Origin of the sequence: Haloarcula halobia (genome assembly GCF_029338255.1) — an archaeon.
GTDB lineage: Archaea > Halobacteriota > Halobacteria > Halobacteriales > Haloarculaceae > Haloarcula > Haloarcula halobia.
Genome location: NZ_CP119787.1, coordinates 1,437,669 through 1,453,803, shown reverse-complemented (window position 1 = coordinate 1,453,803; position 16,135 = coordinate 1,437,669). Strand labels below are relative to the sequence as shown.

Sequence of the window (16,135 nt, the reverse complement as noted above, 5' to 3'; positions counted from 1 at the left end):
AACGATACTGGTAGGTCGCGCCGGACCGGGGCCGCTACGAGGCCGAGCGGGGACACGAGGCCAACTGTCGTCGTGACAGCCACCGGAGGCGAATCGGTCGCTGGACCGGCTCTCGGGCCGGAATGGTGAGCGGGCACCGAAATCGCAGTTATTAGCGACTTAATATTAGTAAATATATGTAGGTTACAATCAAAAATATTTAATTTCCCATCTCCCGACAGTCAGGTCGTACCATGTCAGACAGTACAATGGCGAAGTACCTCGCAGAGCACCCACGAATGGCCGGCGTCCTGTTCACCGTCCTCCTCCTGCTGACGCAGGCAGGGAACGCGGCGGCGGCGAACAACGCAGCTATCAGCGGCCCATAAAACGACCACCAGCGACGCACGTTTCACGGACAACAGCGCGGATTTTTCCGGTCGATACCGCAGAGAAGCGCCAGCGGCGCCCGCTCAGAGAACGCCGTCCAGGTCCACCGAGGTACTCCAGTACAGCTCGTCGTCGATGCGGACCGGAACCTCCTCCATGCTGAGGAACTGCGCGAGTTCGGGTCTCGAGACGTGGAACGTATCGATGGTCCCGGATCTCAGGTAGTACGTCTCGGTTGCCTCCAGGAACGGCATGAAGATGGTCCCGAGCCCGCGGTCGTCCGTGGAGTACGTCTGGATCTCGACCTCGAACCCATCGCTGACCGGAGTGATGTCGAGGAGGTTCGGCGCACCGCCGGCCGTCTGAGTCACGGTGATGCCACCGTCTCCGACGACGATGTACTGGCCGCCCATCACGCTCTGCTCGCGCGCGATGGTCAGCGCCGCCCGGAGCGGAAACCCGCCGTTGAGCAGGCGCGCGATGGTCTCGCCGATGCGGACCGCCCGCTCGTTGACCACCTCGTTGAGCGTGACGATGCCGCCGATGGCCCCGTGTTCGACGAGCCCCAGGCCCTGGTGGTAGGAGTTGCAGGCGTTAAGCAGGAACGTGTCGACACCGACCGAGTCCAGCGTCGTCGCATCTAACTTCCCGTCGCTGCAGGTGAACCCCTCCCGATCCGTGTGGCCGATGTAGTGGAAGAAATCACACCGGCCGGTGAGCACGTCGGTCAGCTCGGCCGTCGTCAGGTTCTTGTGGGCCCTGATGTCGAACGGGAGGTCCGACCGGGTGCCATAGACGTCGTCGACGAGTTGCCGCTCGGCGTCCATCCGGGCGTCGTTCTGGACGACGGTGATGGAGATGTCCTCGTCCGTGTTCTCCCGGTTCAGGCGGTTCAGGAACGCCTCGACGGTGAGCTTGCTCGCGCCGATGGGGATGCGCTCGCCGATCCAGGCCTGTTCGAGGGTGCCCTCGGAGGTCGGTTCGACGTACTCGCTTGCGGCCGGCCCGTCGCTGGCGCTGGCCGACCGGGTGATGACGTCGTCGCGGGTGAACTCGGCCTCGACCTCCGCGGGCACCGTCGCCCGGGTCCGCTGTCGGTGGTCGTGGGTCCGGACGACCGCCAGGTCGTCGACGACGAAGGGCAACTGCTCGGCGTTGGCCGCGGTGGGTTCGACGTGAGTCGTCAGTCGCCACTCGGGGATGTGCTCCTCGATGAGTTCGTACGGGACATCGAGGTACGCGCCAACCTGTTCGGCGAGCGGCCGGTCGTACAGGCTCGCGAAGTCCAGGTCGACGTAGGGTTCGATGGCGGTTCGCTCGTGCAGGTCTATCTCGTAGTACCCTTCGGTGCGAGTCACGCAGTCGAGGAAGAACAGCTGTTTCAATGTCCGTTCGACCTCGGTCTCGAACCCGCGGGGCGAGTCAAGCGCGTACTCGAACCCGGTCTCGGTCGTCAGCCGCGGCGTCGAAGACGGGACGAGTCGCGCGCCGAGGTAGTAGGAAAGCGGCGCCGCGACGAACACCGACACGAGTCGCGGGGGGAGCTCCAGCGTGACCCCCGTCTCCGGCCGCTCGACGCTCGACGGAATCGACAGCGAGTCGCCCAGTTCGAGCGCCGGCGGGTGGCCCCGCAGCGTCGGGTACGACCGCTCCGGGTCGGTCGTCTTCAGCGCCGACCCGAACGTCTCGACGGCCGCCATCACGTCGCGGGGGTCCGCCGTCGTCGTGACCGTCGCGGCCGGCCGGTCGTGGCGCGAGCGGGCGCCGATTCGGACCTCGGTCGGTTCCTCGAACTCGACGCGCGTCCGGTCGATGTCGACGCTGACCTCGAACGCAGACTCGACGCGCAGGTAGGTCTTGATGCGCGTACAGAGGTCGAGGCTGTACTCGCCGTCGGGGAGAGTCTGGCTGTCGAACTGCGTGACCTCGGCGACCATCGACCCCCCAGCGTCGCGGACGTAGACGGGAACGACCGTCGGGAGCACGATAGAACGGGTCCGAATCGTCACCGCGTCCCCGACCGGGAACAGGAACGAATCCGCGGCCGTCGGGCGCGGGGCGACGGGTTCGGGGGTGTGGATGCGGTAGCGCTGTCGCTCGACCCGGTCGATGACTGCCAGCCCCGACTGGTCGTCGAGTGGTTCGAATGTAAGCGTCATGGGGAGAGCGGGGAGCGGGCGGTCGACCCTGTCTCGTCTCGAATCCACGTGGGAGAAAATCAAAAAGATACCGGCGAGAACGTATCACACAGTCGAACTGTGAGGGCGGCCCAGCGGGCGATTCGGTGGTCGGGGGTGGCCGAGCGAAGCGAGTAAGAGCCCCCGGACCGAACGAACCGGTAGTGAGAGAGTTCGAGCGCAAACGGCTGCTGGAGCGCATCGAACGGGAGGGCGCGACAGTCGGTGCCGCGATTCCCGACCGCATCACCGTCCAGGGCGAGGAGATCGACCTCCAGTCGTTCGTCTTCGAGATAAAGCGGCGCGACACGATTCCGGAGGGCGAACGCGAGCGGGTCGAACGGGCGAAGACGAACCTCCGGCGGGAGCGCCTCCAGCGCAAGCAACGCATCGAGGACGGCGAGGTGAGCTACGAGGAGGGCACGGAGCTCGCCGACGCGATAATCGGGATCGACCGGGCGCTGAACGCGCTGGAACAGCTCGGGTCGGCCGACCTCGAGGCGGAGCAGCGGGCACAGGAGGCCGCCGACAAGAAGCGCTGGATGAAGTTCCTGCAGAAGGCACTGGGCCAGGAGGACGCGGATTCCGGAACCGGCCGTGCCGGGCGGAGTCTCTGAGATGCGCCTGAACGACGACGTCGCGACGGAACTTGAGGCGTTCGCCGACCTGCTGGACGCGAAGGGTGTCGAGTACAAGCCACGCGCGTACCGTCGGGCGGCGGAGAACATCCGCGACCACCCGGTGGCGATCGAGGACCTGGCCAGCGAGGGCGAGGACGCCATCGAGGATATCGAGGGTGTCGGCGACGCCATCGCCGCGAAGGTCGCCGAGTACGTCGAGACGGGCGCCATCGAAGAACTCGAGGCCCTCCGCGAGGAGCTGCCCGTCGACATGGCCGGCCTGACCGCCGTCGAGGGCGTCGGGCCAAAGACCGTCGGGACGCTGTACGAGGCGCTCGGGATCACGACCCTGGACGAACTGGAGGCGGCGGCCGAAGCCGGCGAGATCCGGGACGTGAAGGGCTTCGGCGAGAAGACCGAACAGAACATCCTCGACAACCTCGAGTTCGCCCGCGAGGCTCACGAGCGGGCGCTGCTGGGGGAGGCACGCCCGTACGGCGAGGAGATCAGAGCGTTCCTCGCGGACCTCGACGTCGTCGAGCGGTGCGAGCTCGGCGGGTCGCTCCGGCGCTTTCGGCCGACCATCGGCGACGTGGACGTGCTCGTGGGGAGCACCGACGGCGAGGCCGTCGTCGACGCCTTCACCGAGTGGGAGGGGGGCGACACCGTCATCGAGGCCGGCGAGACCAAGGCCAGCGTCCGCGCCGGCGGCGTCCGCGTCGACCTCCGCGTGGTCGTGCCCGAGGAGTTCGGGGCCGCCCTCCAGTACTTCACGGGGAGCAAGGACCACAACGTCGCGGTCCGCAACCGCGCCATCGAGCGCAACCTGAAGGTAAACGAGTACGGCGTCTTCGACGTCTCGGCGGTCGACGACGAAGAAGACGGCCAGCGGGCCGGCGAGCGCGTCGCCGGCGAGACCGAGGAGGGGGTGTACGAGGCCCTCGGGATGGCGTGGATGCCCCCGGAACTGCGGGAGAACCGGGGTGAGGTCGAGGCCGCAGCGAGCGGTGACCTGCCGGACCTGCTCGAGGAAGCCGAGGTTCGGGGCGACCTGCACGTCCACACCGACTGGTCCGACGGCGGGTACTCCATCGCGGAGATGGTCGACGGCGCCGCGGCGTTCGGCCACGACTACATCGCCATCAGCGACCACGCCACGGGACCAGGGATGGTCGGCGGCGTCGGCGTGCCGGACGAGGAGTTGCGCGAGCAACTCGACGCGGTGCGCGAGGTGGCCGAGGACGCGCCCATCGACGTGTTCAGCGGGGTCGAGGCGAACGTCGCCGCGGACGGGAGCATCTCGGTCGCGGACGACCTGCTCGCGGCCCTCGACGTGGTGGTCGCCTCGCCCCACGTCGCCCTGGACGGCGACGGCACCGAGCGACTCGTCGCGGCCGCGAAGCACCCGGACGTGAACGTCGTCGGCCACCCGACCGGGCGGTTCCTCAACCGGCGACCCGGCCTCGACGTCGACGTCGAACGCCTCGCCGAGGTGGCCGCCGAACACGACACCGCCCTCGAGGTCAACGCAAGTCCGGCCCGGCTGGACCTGAGCGGGAGCGCGGTCAAGCAGGCCATCGAGGCCGGCGCGACCATCGTCGTCAACACCGACGCCCACAGCCCGAGCAGCTTCGAACAGGTCCGTTACGGCGTCCACACGGCCAGGCGCGGGTGGGCGGAAGCCCCCGACGTGCTGAACGCGCGTGACGCCGAGGACGTCCGGGAGTTCCTCGATGGCTGATCGTGATTGCTGTCCCTGTGTTCCGATGGGACCAGCCGGCGTCGGGCGGTCGATACCGACATGACGGACAGCGATCACGGTGAGGACCCCCGTGGGGCCCCACTCCTGCTGGACGCCATGCTCGGGAAACTGGCGACCTACCTGCGGATGTGTGGCTACGACGCCGCCTACGCGCTGGACCGGGACGCCGAGACCGACGACGCGATGCTCGCCCTCGCACACACCGAGGGGCGACGCGTGGTCACCCGCGACCGGCAGCTGGCCGGGCGGGCGCCCGACGGGGTGTTGCTGACCGAGCGTGAGGTGGCCGACCAGTTGCGCGAACTCGCGGCCGCCGGGTTCGCGCTCGCGGTGACCGACGAACCGCGCTACTGTGGGACCTGTAACGCGCCGCTGGAGCAGGTCGACCGGACCGAACCCACGCCCGAGTACGCCCCGGACCCCGACGAGGAGACGGTCTGGCGGTGTCGCGACTGCGGCCAGCACTTCTGGAAGGGGAGCCACTGGGACTCGGTCGTCGAGACGGTCGAGTCCCTGTAGGTCACCCGCGCAGCGCCGACACCGGCGGCTCCCAGGCCGCCCGGTAAGCGGGATAGAGGCCGCCGACGAGCGAGATGACGACGCCGAAGGCAAACGCCCCCAGCGGCACGACGACGTTTCCGGGCATGAGCACCGCCCACAGCGGCAGCTCCGTCAGCATCGCCGTGACGACGACCGTCACGGCCCCGAGGAGCGCCCCGACGGCGCCGCCGACGACGCCCAGCAGCGTCGCCTCGACGAGCAGGGTCCGGAGCACCTGTCGGCGGTGGATTCCGACTGCCCGGAGGACGCCGATCTCGCCGCGGCGCTCGGAGACGGACATGAGCATCACGTTGAAGATGCTGACGCCGGCGACGACCAGCGAGATGCCGGCGATGGCCAGCAGGAACCCGTTGAGCAGGTCGAAGAACTCGGAGATGCGGTCGAGGACGCTCGTCAGCGAGAACACGGAGACCCGCTGCTGGCGGGCGTTCAGTCGCGCCTCCACCCCGCTCGCGACCGCCCTGGCGTCTGACGGGGAGTTCGCCCGGACGACCACCTGCGAGTACCCCGAGGTGGCGAACTCGTCGGCCGGGAGGATGACCGACGAGTCGGGCTGGAGCGGCGAGATGCTCGACACCGCCGGGAGGACGCCGACCACGCGGTACTCGTTTTCCTCGACGGTGACGGTACTCCCCTCGCGCAGGGAGAGGGCGGCGGCCACGTCCGCCCCGACGAGCGCGCCCTGCCGGTGGAACGCCGGGACGCCGTCGCTCCCGTTACCGAACAGCTCCCCGGGCCGGTCGGTGCCGTACACCTGGGCGAACGTCTGGCCGCCGCTGGCGCGCACCTGCGCCCCGGTCACCCTGAGGGGCACCACCGTCCCGCGCCCGCTTGCGACCCGCTGGATCGTCGCCAGGTCACGGGAATCCAGCGAGTCGCTCCCCGAGGCATCCGACGGACTGACGATCACCTGGTTGCCCAGACCGCCCAGCTCCTCCGTCGCCGCCACGCTGAGGGCGTTGCCCAGCAGGCCCAGCGTCACGACGGCGAAGACGCCGATGACGATACCCAGCGCCGCCAGCGCCGCCCGCACCCGCTGGCGCGAGAGGTTCCGCGTGGCGAGCGTCAGCGCCGGGAAGCGGTCACCCACGCTGTATCACCCCGTCGACGAGCTCGACCGTCCGGTCCGCGTAGTCGGTGACCAGGTCGTCGTGGGTGACGGCGACGACGCCGACGCCGGTGTCGCTGATGGCACGGACCTCCTCTAGAATCTGCGTCCCGGTCTCCCGGTCCAGGTTGCCGGTCGGTTCGTCGGCCAGCAGTACCGCGGGTTCGTTTATGAGTGAGCGCGCGATGGCGACGCGCTGTTTCTGCCCGCCCGAGAGCTCGTCCGGCGTGTGGTCCATCCGGTCGCCGAGGCCGACGCGTTCCAGCAGGTCGCGGGCCCGGTCAGTGGCGTCGCCCGGGAGGAACGCCGTCGGCAAGCGGACGTTCTCGAGGGCTGTCAGCGTCGGGAGCAGGTGGAAGTCCTGGAAGACGAAGCCGATGGACTCCCGGCGGGCGTCTGTCAGCGCGGCCGCCGAGAGGCCGGCCGTCGACCGACCCCTCAGCTCGACCCGGCCGCGCGTCGGGTCGTCGAGCAGGCCAAGCAGGTTCAAGAGCGTCGACTTGCCGCTCCCGCTCGGGCCGACGACCGAGACCACCTCGCCGGGTTCGACGGCGAAGTCCACGTCTGACAGCGCCGTCACGTAGCCGGCCCGACCGCTGTCGTAACGCTTCGTGACGTCGACGAGGCGGAGCGGCGGGACCCCGGGACCCGTCGACCCCCCAGCGACGTCGTCGGAACGCGCCGCCGCGTCACCGACCCCCGGCGTCCCCGTCATCGCTGCCCGGAGACGCGCCGTCGGAACGCGAGCGTGAGCGCGACGGTCACGAGGAGGCCGCCGCCGACCCACGCCACGAGCGTCCCGGACTGGAGGGGGGCGTCGCGGTCGGTGCCGTCGTCGGCCGGCAGCGGGACCGCGACCCGGTCGGTCACGCGCGCCTCGCCGGCGGTGTACTCGAGCCGGACCGTCACCGCCGTCGCGTTGTCCATGTCAGCTCGGGCGACCAGTTCGAAGGGGGCGAACTCGCTTGCTGCGACGGTGCCCACGAAGTAGGTCCGCTGCGGGTAGGCCGGTTCGACGCCCTCGGTCGGTTCGACGGCGACCAGCGCGCTCCGCACGTCGCCGTCGCCGACGTTTGCCAGGTTCCCGCTGATGGCCACCCGGCCGTCGTCGTCGACGACCACGTCAAGGCCGGAAAGCGTCGCCTGCCCGACGCCCCTGTCGAGCGCGAACTCGCCCACGGCGCGCCCGGTCGAGTCGTTCGCGGCGCGATAGGTCGCGACGAAGGCGACACGACTGGCCGAGACGCTCGCGAGGTCGGCCTCGACGGTCGCCGACTCGCCGGGGTCGAGTCGGTCGGTCACGGCGAACCGACCGACAGCGGGCAGGTGGGTTCCGTTCTCCGACTCGCCGGCGAGCACCACGTCCTCGACCGCAGCGTTCCCGAAGTTGGTCACCGTCACGGTCACGGTGTCCTCGCTACCCGACGCCCCGTCGTCCTGCTGTTGCTGGAGCGCACCGCCGCCGCCGGCCCCGCCGAGGATGCCGGCCAGGCCCGTCGTCACCTGCTGCTGTGTGTCGTCGGCCGGGGCGCGCCTGACGCGGACGCCGACGTCGTCGGTCAGCGGGTCGACGGGCGTCGGGCGCGCGAACGTCGCGGTCACCGCGGCGCCCGTCGGCGTCGTGTACGTCGTCGCGACGGTCAGATTGGTCGTGCCGGGTTCGCTCGCCCGGACCGAGAAGTTCAGCGTGGTCGACTCGCCCGCCGCGAGCGCCGGCGCCGTCCGGCGGAGGCGCTCACCGGTCGCGGGGTCGGTCACCTGGACGGTGACGCCCCGGAGCTGGGCCGTCGTCGGGTTCGAGACGACGGCCTGGACCGGGGCCTCTGCGCCGGCCACGAGGCCGTCGGTCCGCAGTTCGACCAGCGGTTCCGCGCGCTCGACGCCGACCGAGAGCGGGCGCGTGGCACGGACGCGCTCCCCGTCGCCGTCGCGGCCCTCGACGACGAGCGTGAGGTCGTAGGTGCCAGGGTCCGAGACGCTGAACGTGACCGGGACCGAGAGCGTCTCGCCGGGCGAGAGTCGGCCCAGGTCGGACGCCGTCCCCAGTGTATCGCCGTCGGCGTCACGGACGCTGACGGTGTCGAGTCGGAGTTGGGTATCGCTGCCGGCCGAGAGCCTGACCGTGGCCTCGGCGGTTATCGGGGCGCCCGCGACCGGCGTCGCGGGCGTGACCGTCGCGTCGGTCAGCGTGACTCGCGCGTCCGCGCCGACCGCCGGTCCGACGGCCGACGCCGACAGCAGCGAAACGAGGAGGGCTACAGAGAGTACCAGTCTAGCGAGAGGAGCCGTCTCCATCTACTGGATAGAGGGGCCGGAGCGACAAGTATGTTGTCTGGGTGAACGAACTCGGCCGACGCGACTTCAGAACGCTTGTTACACCCCTCCGGCTAGGTACTCCCGATGACCCTCTCGGAGGAGGCCAGCGAGCGGCTCGCCGACATCGTCGCGCTCCAGCCGACGAAGAACCGCGAGCTCCAGGAACGGTGGGGGATGGACAGCGGGAGTGCGGTCCACCAGTACCTCGAGGCAGAGCTCAAGGAGTACTACTACCGGAACGAGGACAGCCTCATCTGTGCGACCCCGGAGGCGACGACCCTCGTCGAGGGCGAGGACCCGGACCGCGTCCAGACAGTGACTGTCACGCCGCTGCAACAGGTCGTCATCGACGTCGTCGCGGGCCCGGACGAGGAGAGTCAGAGCGTCGTCTCGGTGCTCCACGCGCTCCGTGACGCGGGCGAGGACCCCGAGGTGGACGCCGTCCGGTCGGCGCTGCGGAACCTGGTCGACAAGGGCCTCGTCGAGACGGTCCAGAAGACGGTGCCGACGTTCAGACTCGCCGTCGAGCGGGACGCGCTGGACGTCCAGACGATAGAGGCGTAGTCACTCGGACCCACAGCCCGGCCGCTGGCGGCGGCGCCGCCGGGCGAGCAATCGCTTGGTCGCCTTGCCCGGGCCGCCCTCGAGCGGCCACTCCTTCGACCGCCAGGCCGGCGGTTCGGGCTCGAAGGCCCCGCAGGACCCGCGACACTCGTTTTGCGTCGGCACCCGCCCCTTGGCCTCACAGGCGGGATAGACGCCAGCGTCGCCCGCGTGCAGTCGGAAGTGCCGGCAGTCCGGGCGCATCGTCGCGGCGTAGGCCCGCCAGCCTCGCTCGTAGGCCCGTTCGGCGATTTCGAGGCGTTTCCCGGCTTTCCAGTCGGGGTCGGCGTACTCGAAGCGGGCGGCGCTCGCCCCGTCGCCCGGGCGCTCCAGAATCCGGGTGCCGGGGTCGTCGACGGCGAGCGTCCGGGGTTGCCAGACCGCCTCGGCGCCCCCCGCGTCCGGGTCGACGGTCAGGACGCCCGCCTCGGCCGGCAGGTCCGCGAGCAGGATGGGTTCGACGCGTTCGCCCGTCGCCGCCGTCGCGACCCACACCTCGTCGGCGAGTCCCAGCGCGACGTCCCGTTCGAGTTGCGGGACGAGTGCGCGCGCGGCGCTCGCGGTGAGGTCCGGTTTGTTCTCGATGGCGACGACCCGTCGCACCCAGTCCGGATAGGCGTGCCGCCGACGTATCTCGATGCGGTTGCCCCGCTTTCGCGATTCGAGGGCGTCACGCTCGGTGGCCTCGTGAATCGCCTCCCGGACGTAGCGCCAGGGGTAGCCCGGGTCCGGGAGCGCGTCGCGGTAGAACGCCCAGTCGGCCGGCGCGTGGCGGACGACGTGCAGGAGGTCCGAGTCCAGTGCGTCGAGGCCGAATTCGGCGCGCTGGCGCAGGCCGTCGGGGTCACACTCGAGGACGAGCGTGTCCCAGCGGCGATACCGGGTCCCGAGCTGGCGGGCGACCAGCACCGCCGAGTCGTCGGCGACGGGGTCCCACGCGCGCTCGGCCCACTGACAGACCGCCAGTTCGAACGCGAACTCGGAGTCGGCGTGGTCCACACCGCTCGTTGGCGTGGCCGGATAAAAACTGTCGGGGAGGGCGTCTCAGACCGTCGTCGCGACGCCCGAGGGCTGCCCGCCGCCTGCGTTGACCTGCTTTGCGAACGCGAGCCCGAACATCCGGAAGACGGCGACCTGGCCGTAGAACATGACGAACGGGACCAGCAGGCCACCGACGATGGTGAGCACGAGCACCTGTGCGACGACGTTGACGACGACGCCGACGACGATCGGCATCAGCACGGCGACGAAGTAGTCGGTTGAAAGCACGACGCGCTTGAGCATGCCGACGTCGAAGGCAGCGCCGAGGCGGCCTTCGACGGCCATGTTCGAGAGCGCGGCCGGAACGACGTAGTAGACCAGGAACAGCACCGGAATCATCAGGAGGATGGTCGCGATGCCGAACCCGGCCAGGAAGCCGCCGCCCTGGTCGCCGGCCGCAGAGCCCAGGCCGATGAGTCCCGCGCCGAGGCCGACGATGACGATGGTCGGCACCAGCGCGTAGGCGATGCCGACCACCGTCACCTTCAGTCCGTCCACGATGAGACCGCCCCAGTCGCCCCAGTCGGGGGGCTCGGCGTCGCCCTCGATGGTCGACTCAAGGACCCGCAGGAGGTAGCCGTAGAACGCGAACGCCGGTACGACGAGGACCGACAGGAAGATCAGGAGACCGCCGATCAACAGCCGCCCAATCCAACTGTCGCCCTGCATCGGGTAGGAGAGTCCGTCTTCTAACATTGTGGGACCTTCAGGCGGACATCTCAGGAACCATATATAAATCCACGGGAAATTTACCCCGGGGCGCCGCTCTCTCGCGGTCGGCGGCCCACCGGCTCGCGAGGGCTGTCGCTAGGCGGGCCGGCGAGCGACGGTCCGCGAGGGCTCACGCCTCGCCGTTCTCCAGCTTCTCGTCGAGGAACTCGTGGGCCTCTTTCAGTATCTCGCGCGGGCCGTCCTGCGTGACGGTGTTGACCGCCTGTTCGTAGTCGCGCCACTGCAGGTCGCGGTGCTCCGTGGAGAGCTCTGCCGATGCCTCGAACGACTTCGCGACGAACAGGTGCACCGTCTTGTGGATGGTGTTGCCGTTCGCCTCGAAGACGTAGTCGTAGTCTTTGCGGAAACCGTCCAAGAGCCGGAAATCGCCGATTCCGGCCTCCTCTTTCACTTCGCGGATGGCCGTCTGCTGGAGCTCCTCGTCGCCCTCGACGCCACCTTTCGGGAACTCCCAGTCCCCGGGGCGACTCTTGAGCAACAGGTACTCACGCCGGCCACGCGTATCGCGAAAGAGGATGGCTCCCGCGCTCGTGGCCTCTATCATTACCGACAGGTAGTACATCGGTACTTAAGAGAATATCGGAGACGGCAGCGAAACCGTGCTACGGGCCGCACGTCGGCGAGCGCCACGCGGGAATGCCGGTCCGGAACCCACCACACGGCGTGTGGTGGGCCACCGGATGCGTGACCGGGCCCAAAGAGATGCCCTTTTGCCCCCGGCCGGCCTGCATCCCACAGAGATGCCCTTCGTCACGACCCTGACGCTCACCAGCGGGAACCGATATCGCCTCGACGACGTCGTCTCGGACATCAAGGAATCGGCCGAACGCAAGGGCGTCGAGCTGAAGGGACCGCACCCCAAGCCGCCACGGGACCTGCGGGTGCCACAGTCGAAGACCCTCGGCCCAGGCGCCCGCTTCGACGCCTGGAACTACACCGTCTACGAGCGGACCATCGACATCGTCGGGTACGAGGAGTTCGCCCGGGACGTCACCGAGCGGTCGTTCCCGGCGGGGGTCCACGTGGAAGTCGACGTCGAACAGCGCCGGCAGGTCGGCAGCGGGTCATAAGTCCGTCCGGCCCGTCACGGGGGGTATGGACGACGCCCGACGCGAGCGACTCGTTTCGCTCCGACGCACTCTCCACCGGCATCCGGAACCGGCGTGGCGCGAGTACTACACCACCAGTCGCATCGTCGACGAACTGGACCGTATCGGCGTGGACGACCTGCTCGTGGGGCCGGAGATACTCGACGCCGAGGCGCGGATGGCCGTCCCCGACGACGAGGAACTCGAGGGCTGGCTCGAACGAGCACGCGAGGCCGGCGCGCGCGAGGACGTCCTCGAACGGGTCGCGGGCGGGTTCACGGGCGCGCTGGCGGTGTTCGAACGGGGCCCCGGCCCGACCGTCGCCCTCCGTGTCGACATCGACGCGCTGCCGATTCGCGAGAGCGACGAGGCCCACCACGAACCAACCGAGGGCGGGTTCCGCTCCGAGAACGAGGGGTACATGCACGCCTGCGGGCACGACGCGCACACGACTATCGGTCTCGGCGTGCTCGAGGCCGTCGCCGAGAGCGAGTTCGCGGGGACACTGAAGGTGCTCTTCCAACCGGCCGAGGAGGTCATCGGCGGCGGCAAGCCCGTCGCCGAGAGCGGTCACCTCGACGACGTGGACCACCTGCTGGCCATCCACGTCGGGCTCGACCACCCCACCGGCGAGGTGGTGGCGGGCGTCGGTGGGTTCCTCGCCGTCCGGCAGTTCGTCGCCACCTTCGAGGGCGAGTCCGCCCACGCCGGGGGCCACCCGGCCGCCGGCCGGGACGCCGTCCAGGCACTCGCGACGGCCGTCCAGAACCTCCACGCCATCCGCCGCCACGAGGACGGCGCGACGCGGGTCAACGCCGGCGTCGTCGAGGGCGGGACGGCGACCAACATCGTCCCGGAACAGGCCCGCATCGAGGGAGAGGTCCGCGGCGAGACCACTGCACTGAAAGAGTACATGAGCGAGCGAGCGGATTCGGTGGTCGAACACGCCGCCGCGATGCACGACTGCTCGGGCCGAGTCGAGACCACCGCCGAGGCGCCGAGCGCAGAGAGCGACGACACCCTGGCCGACGTGGTCTACGAGGCCGCCGGGACCGTCGCCGGGGTCGACAGCCGCCGCCACGAGGCCGCGCTGGGCGGCAGCGAGGACGCGACGTACCTCATGGATCGCGTCCAGCGCCACGGCGGGACGGCCACCTTCGTCGGCCTCGGGACCGACCACCCCGGCGGCCACCACACGCCGACCTTCGACGTCGACGAGCGGACGCTGGACATCGGTGTGGACGTGCTCGTGGAAGCGATTGAACGGCTCTCGGCGGCCGAGTGAGTCTCCTGGCGTGTGGCGGGGCGTGCTGTCCCACCGTCGCTTCGGGGTGAGTCGGGCCCCATACTCCGGCTCTGTCGATACCCGCCATCGGTGAGCGGTTGCAGCAGGCGTGCTGCAGAGAGGGCGCGAATCCAGTGAAACCGCACCGGTAACGACGAGCGGAAGTGGCTTGTTCGGGAGCCCCGGTATACGACGAAGTACGTCAGCTGGCGGACCTAGCGGTTGTCTCTCCGTCCAGAAATCTGACAATCCCCGGGTTGGCGAACTATCGGAATGCGGCGGGTGCCGACTCCTCGCCAGTCAGCTACTGGCACCGTTGGAGCATCGCTCTGTTCAGTACTGGCGACTCTTGTCGCAAGTAGAACGTACTCCCAACTTGGCCCCGGCGGGACAAGCCTGGCTGGTCTCGCTTTTTGCGATGCGGCTGGCTTTCGGACTCCCCAGTCCCGGAAGTTGTGGACTGTTAGCTGTGCATACACGGTGGAGGTAGTCCGGAACATGGCCAAGGCGCCTTCTATACAGCGGCGCTGGGGCAGGTGCCGTGGCTTCAGTGGTGGTGATTTTGTGGAGCGGTGTCGGCCAGATCCCCGAAACGTCGACCCTCGGGCGATTGATCGCGCCTCTCGGTACCGTTTTCCCGGGCGTGACCACGTTGGAAGCCGTGACGATACTACTCTGCGCAGGATCGGGGGGCAGATACAGGTCGTACGGACGATCGCGACGCGCAGCTAGCGAACCGCTGAGTCCGCCATGTAATTCTGAACCGATAGAGCCACGACGCTGCCCTCGCCCTCGACATCGGTCACGTCGTTACCGACAGGGATTGAGTAGTCGAAAAGACACTGGTGCGTACAGCGCGCGTGTCTTGCACACGATGACCTAGGTGGCAGCCCCCGCTGATGGTTCAGACCCGGGATTCTTCGTCGTGAACTCGCCACGGTGAGTCACTGTTTGTGAACCCGCATCCGAACATCCTCGGAAGGCTGCAACGTCGACTCCATGTTTATCTCGGGGCGAGGTGAACTCAACAGCTCGAATTCCACAGTTCGGGCGAGCATCGGGACGATATGTTTCAACTCCATCATCGCAAAGTGCATCCCGATACACTGGTGGGGACCACCGCCAAAGGGGAAGTACGCGAAGTCCGGCCGTCTGTCGCTCCGAGCATCGGTAAACCGCTCGGGTCGGAACTGCTCGGGCGCGTCGAACCACCGGTCGTCCGTGTGGACAGTGAACTGTGGCAGTAGAAGTTTCGTTCCTGCCGGAATGTGGTACCCGCCGAGCGTTGTCTCCTCGACAGCCTCGCGGAAGAGCATCCCCGCTGGCGGATAGAGCCGCATCGCCTCCTTGACGACGTGCTCGGTAACGGTGAGGTCGGCGAGATCTTCTGCCGTGGGTGGGCCGTCAAGCACAGTCGTGGCCTCCTGCGTTAATCGGTCCCGCTCGTCGGGATGGGTCGCCAGCAACAGCCACGTGAACGTCAGCGCCATCGCTGTCGTCTCGTGCCCAGCGACGAGGAACGTGATCAAGTGGTCGTGAATCTCCGCGTCGGTCATCGTATACTCGTTGTCGTCTTCCGTTTCGAGCATCATCGTCAGGAAGTCGTCGTACTGGCCGGGGTTCGCTCGCCGCTCTTCGATGAGCGTATCGACCGTTTCGTCGAACGCAGCCATCGCCTGCTCGTACCGTCGGTTCCTGTGGGTCGGCACCCACGACGGCAAGAGCAGTTCGACGGCACTGAGGCCACTCATATCGGCCATGGTCTGTAGCTCGTCGGCGGCCTCGGTGATCACTCGCCGGTGCTCGCCGAGGTCGAAATCGAACAGCGAATTCGTGAGTATCGACAGCGTCAACTCCGAGAAATCCTCGTTGATGACGATCGCTTCGCCGTCGTCCCACTCCTCGATGAGTTGTTCCGTGGCAGCAACCATGGCCGAACTGAACCCTCGCAACCGGTTCAGCCCGAACATCGGCTGGAGGAAGTGGCGCTGTCGTTTCCATTCCTCACCACGGGTGAACGTGAGACCTCGCGGAGCGATCTCGTAGTCGAGGAGTTCTTTCAGCTCGTCGAAATTCCACCGTTCGTAGGTACCCTGTCCCAGTAATACCTCGCCGACGTGCTCGGGGTGGAAGACAGCGACGGCGTCGATGCGCGGAAATTCACAGCGGACGACATCACCGTACTCAGCGAGCTCGTCGAAAAACCCCACTGGCTGCCTGACGTACTGATGGGCGTTTCCCAGCACCGGGAGCCCATCCGGGCCCGGCGGAAGCTTGTCGGTCTCACCGTTCGAGCCCGAGCCGGTGTCGCCACCCGTCATATGTAATCGTGTGTGAATAATTGCTAATAGTCATTTTCCCGGTAGAGCGAGTCATGGAAGCACCCTGGTGAAGTTAGCGCCTCTAATTCACGGGTGACGGTGGTGAGCAGTGAGCTTGCCGACCTATCGGTGGGGGTTCCCGACCACGGGCG

Annotated in this window: 15 protein-coding genes; 7 read left to right on the top strand and 8 right to left on the bottom strand. The window is 68.3% G+C overall.

What is annotated here, in order from left to right; genetic code table 11:
* Window positions 1-233: 233 nt before the first annotated feature.
* Window positions 234-368: a DUF7503 family protein gene (locus tag P1K88_RS07695; protein WP_276413880.1), complete on the top strand. Its 135-nt coding sequence runs from the start codon at window positions 234-236 to the stop codon at window positions 366-368.
* Window positions 369-452: 84 nt separating this feature from the next.
* Here P1K88_RS07695 and P1K88_RS07690 read toward each other — a convergent pair whose 3' ends face one another.
* Window positions 453-2,528 (bottom strand): hypothetical protein, encoded by a 2,076-nt coding sequence (locus P1K88_RS07690; RefSeq protein ID WP_276413879.1) that lies wholly within the window; start codon window positions 2,526-2,528, stop codon window positions 453-455.
* Window positions 2,529-2,710: 182 nt separating this feature from the next.
* Here P1K88_RS07690 and P1K88_RS07685 point away from each other — a divergent pair, with 182 nt between their 5' ends.
* Genes P1K88_RS07685 through P1K88_RS07675 form a run of 3 tightly spaced genes read left to right on the top strand, consistent with a single transcriptional unit; the run spans window position 2,711 to window position 5,447 of the window.
* The gene (locus tag P1K88_RS07685) at window positions 2,711-3,163 is read left to right on the top strand and encodes a DUF5788 family protein (RefSeq protein ID WP_276413878.1); all 453 of its coding nucleotides are present in this window, start codon (window positions 2,711-2,713) and stop codon (window positions 3,161-3,163) included.
* A 1-nt stretch (window position 3,164) separates the two neighbouring features.
* Window positions 3,165-4,907, top strand: coding sequence for a DNA polymerase/3'-5' exonuclease PolX (gene polX, locus P1K88_RS07680; RefSeq protein ID WP_276413877.1), 1,743 nt, complete (start codon window positions 3,165-3,167; stop codon window positions 4,905-4,907).
* A 60-nt stretch (window positions 4,908-4,967) separates the two neighbouring features.
* Window positions 4,968-5,447 carry a Mut7-C RNAse domain-containing protein gene (locus P1K88_RS07675; RefSeq protein ID WP_276413876.1) on the top strand — a complete coding sequence of 160 codons (480 nt, stop codon included), beginning with the start codon at window positions 4,968-4,970 and terminating at the stop codon, window positions 5,445-5,447.
* Window position 5,448: 1 nt separating this feature from the next.
* Here P1K88_RS07675 and P1K88_RS07670 read toward each other — a convergent pair whose 3' ends face one another.
* The 3 genes from P1K88_RS07670 to P1K88_RS07660 are packed head-to-tail and all read right to left on the bottom strand — an operon-like array spanning window position 5,449 to window position 8,892.
* Window positions 5,449-6,579, bottom strand: coding sequence for an ABC transporter permease (locus tag P1K88_RS07670; protein WP_276413875.1), 1,131 nt, complete (start codon window positions 6,577-6,579; stop codon window positions 5,449-5,451).
* A complete protein-coding gene (locus P1K88_RS07665) occupies window positions 6,572-7,312 on the bottom strand; it encodes an ABC transporter ATP-binding protein (protein WP_276413874.1) in 741 nt (246 codons plus the stop codon). Before P1K88_RS07665 ends, P1K88_RS07670 begins: the two co-directional genes overlap by 8 nt.
* Window positions 7,309-8,892 carry a COG1361 family protein gene (locus P1K88_RS07660; RefSeq protein WP_276413873.1) on the bottom strand — a complete coding sequence of 528 codons (1,584 nt, stop codon included), beginning with the start codon at window positions 8,890-8,892 and terminating at the stop codon, window positions 7,309-7,311. Before P1K88_RS07660 ends, P1K88_RS07665 begins: the two co-directional genes overlap by 4 nt.
* Before the next feature lie 105 nt (window positions 8,893-8,997).
* On the opposite strand from P1K88_RS07660, the gene P1K88_RS07655 reads away from it, so the two are divergent.
* Window positions 8,998-9,477: a DUF5797 family protein gene (locus tag P1K88_RS07655; RefSeq protein WP_276413872.1), complete on the top strand. Its 480-nt coding sequence runs from the start codon at window positions 8,998-9,000 to the stop codon at window positions 9,475-9,477.
* Here the strand turns inward: P1K88_RS07655 and P1K88_RS07650 are convergent, their stop codons facing one another.
* From P1K88_RS07650 to P1K88_RS07640, 3 genes are all read right to left on the bottom strand, one after another.
* Window positions 9,478-10,515, bottom strand: a complete 1,038-nt coding sequence (locus P1K88_RS07650) for a DUF5787 family protein (RefSeq protein ID WP_276413871.1) — start codon at window positions 10,513-10,515, stop codon at window positions 9,478-9,480.
* 45 nt (window positions 10,516-10,560) lie between these two features.
* On the bottom strand, window positions 10,561-11,253 hold the full coding sequence (locus tag P1K88_RS07645; protein WP_276413870.1) for a DUF4013 domain-containing protein: 693 nt from the start codon (window positions 11,251-11,253) through the stop codon (window positions 10,561-10,563).
* A 145-nt stretch (window positions 11,254-11,398) separates the two neighbouring features.
* Entirely contained in the window at window positions 11,399-11,833 is a 435-nt protein-coding gene (locus P1K88_RS07640; RefSeq protein ID WP_276413869.1) for a bis(5'-nucleosyl)-tetraphosphatase, read from the bottom strand.
* A 196-nt stretch (window positions 11,834-12,029) separates the two neighbouring features.
* Here P1K88_RS07640 and P1K88_RS07635 point away from each other — a divergent pair, with 196 nt between their 5' ends.
* On the top strand, window positions 12,030-12,359 hold the full coding sequence (locus P1K88_RS07635; RefSeq protein ID WP_276413868.1) for an uS10/mL48 family ribosomal protein: 330 nt from the start codon (window positions 12,030-12,032) through the stop codon (window positions 12,357-12,359).
* Between the two features lie 25 nt (window positions 12,360-12,384).
* Window positions 12,385-13,662 carry an amidohydrolase gene (locus P1K88_RS07630; RefSeq protein WP_276413867.1) on the top strand — a complete coding sequence of 426 codons (1,278 nt, stop codon included), beginning with the start codon at window positions 12,385-12,387 and terminating at the stop codon, window positions 13,660-13,662.
* Between the two features lie 944 nt (window positions 13,663-14,606).
* On the opposite strand, the gene P1K88_RS07625 is transcribed toward P1K88_RS07630, so the two are convergent.
* Window positions 14,607-15,983 (bottom strand): cytochrome P450, encoded by a 1,377-nt coding sequence (locus P1K88_RS07625; RefSeq protein WP_276413866.1) that lies wholly within the window; start codon window positions 15,981-15,983, stop codon window positions 14,607-14,609.
* Between the last annotated feature and the right edge of the window lie 152 nt (window positions 15,984-16,135).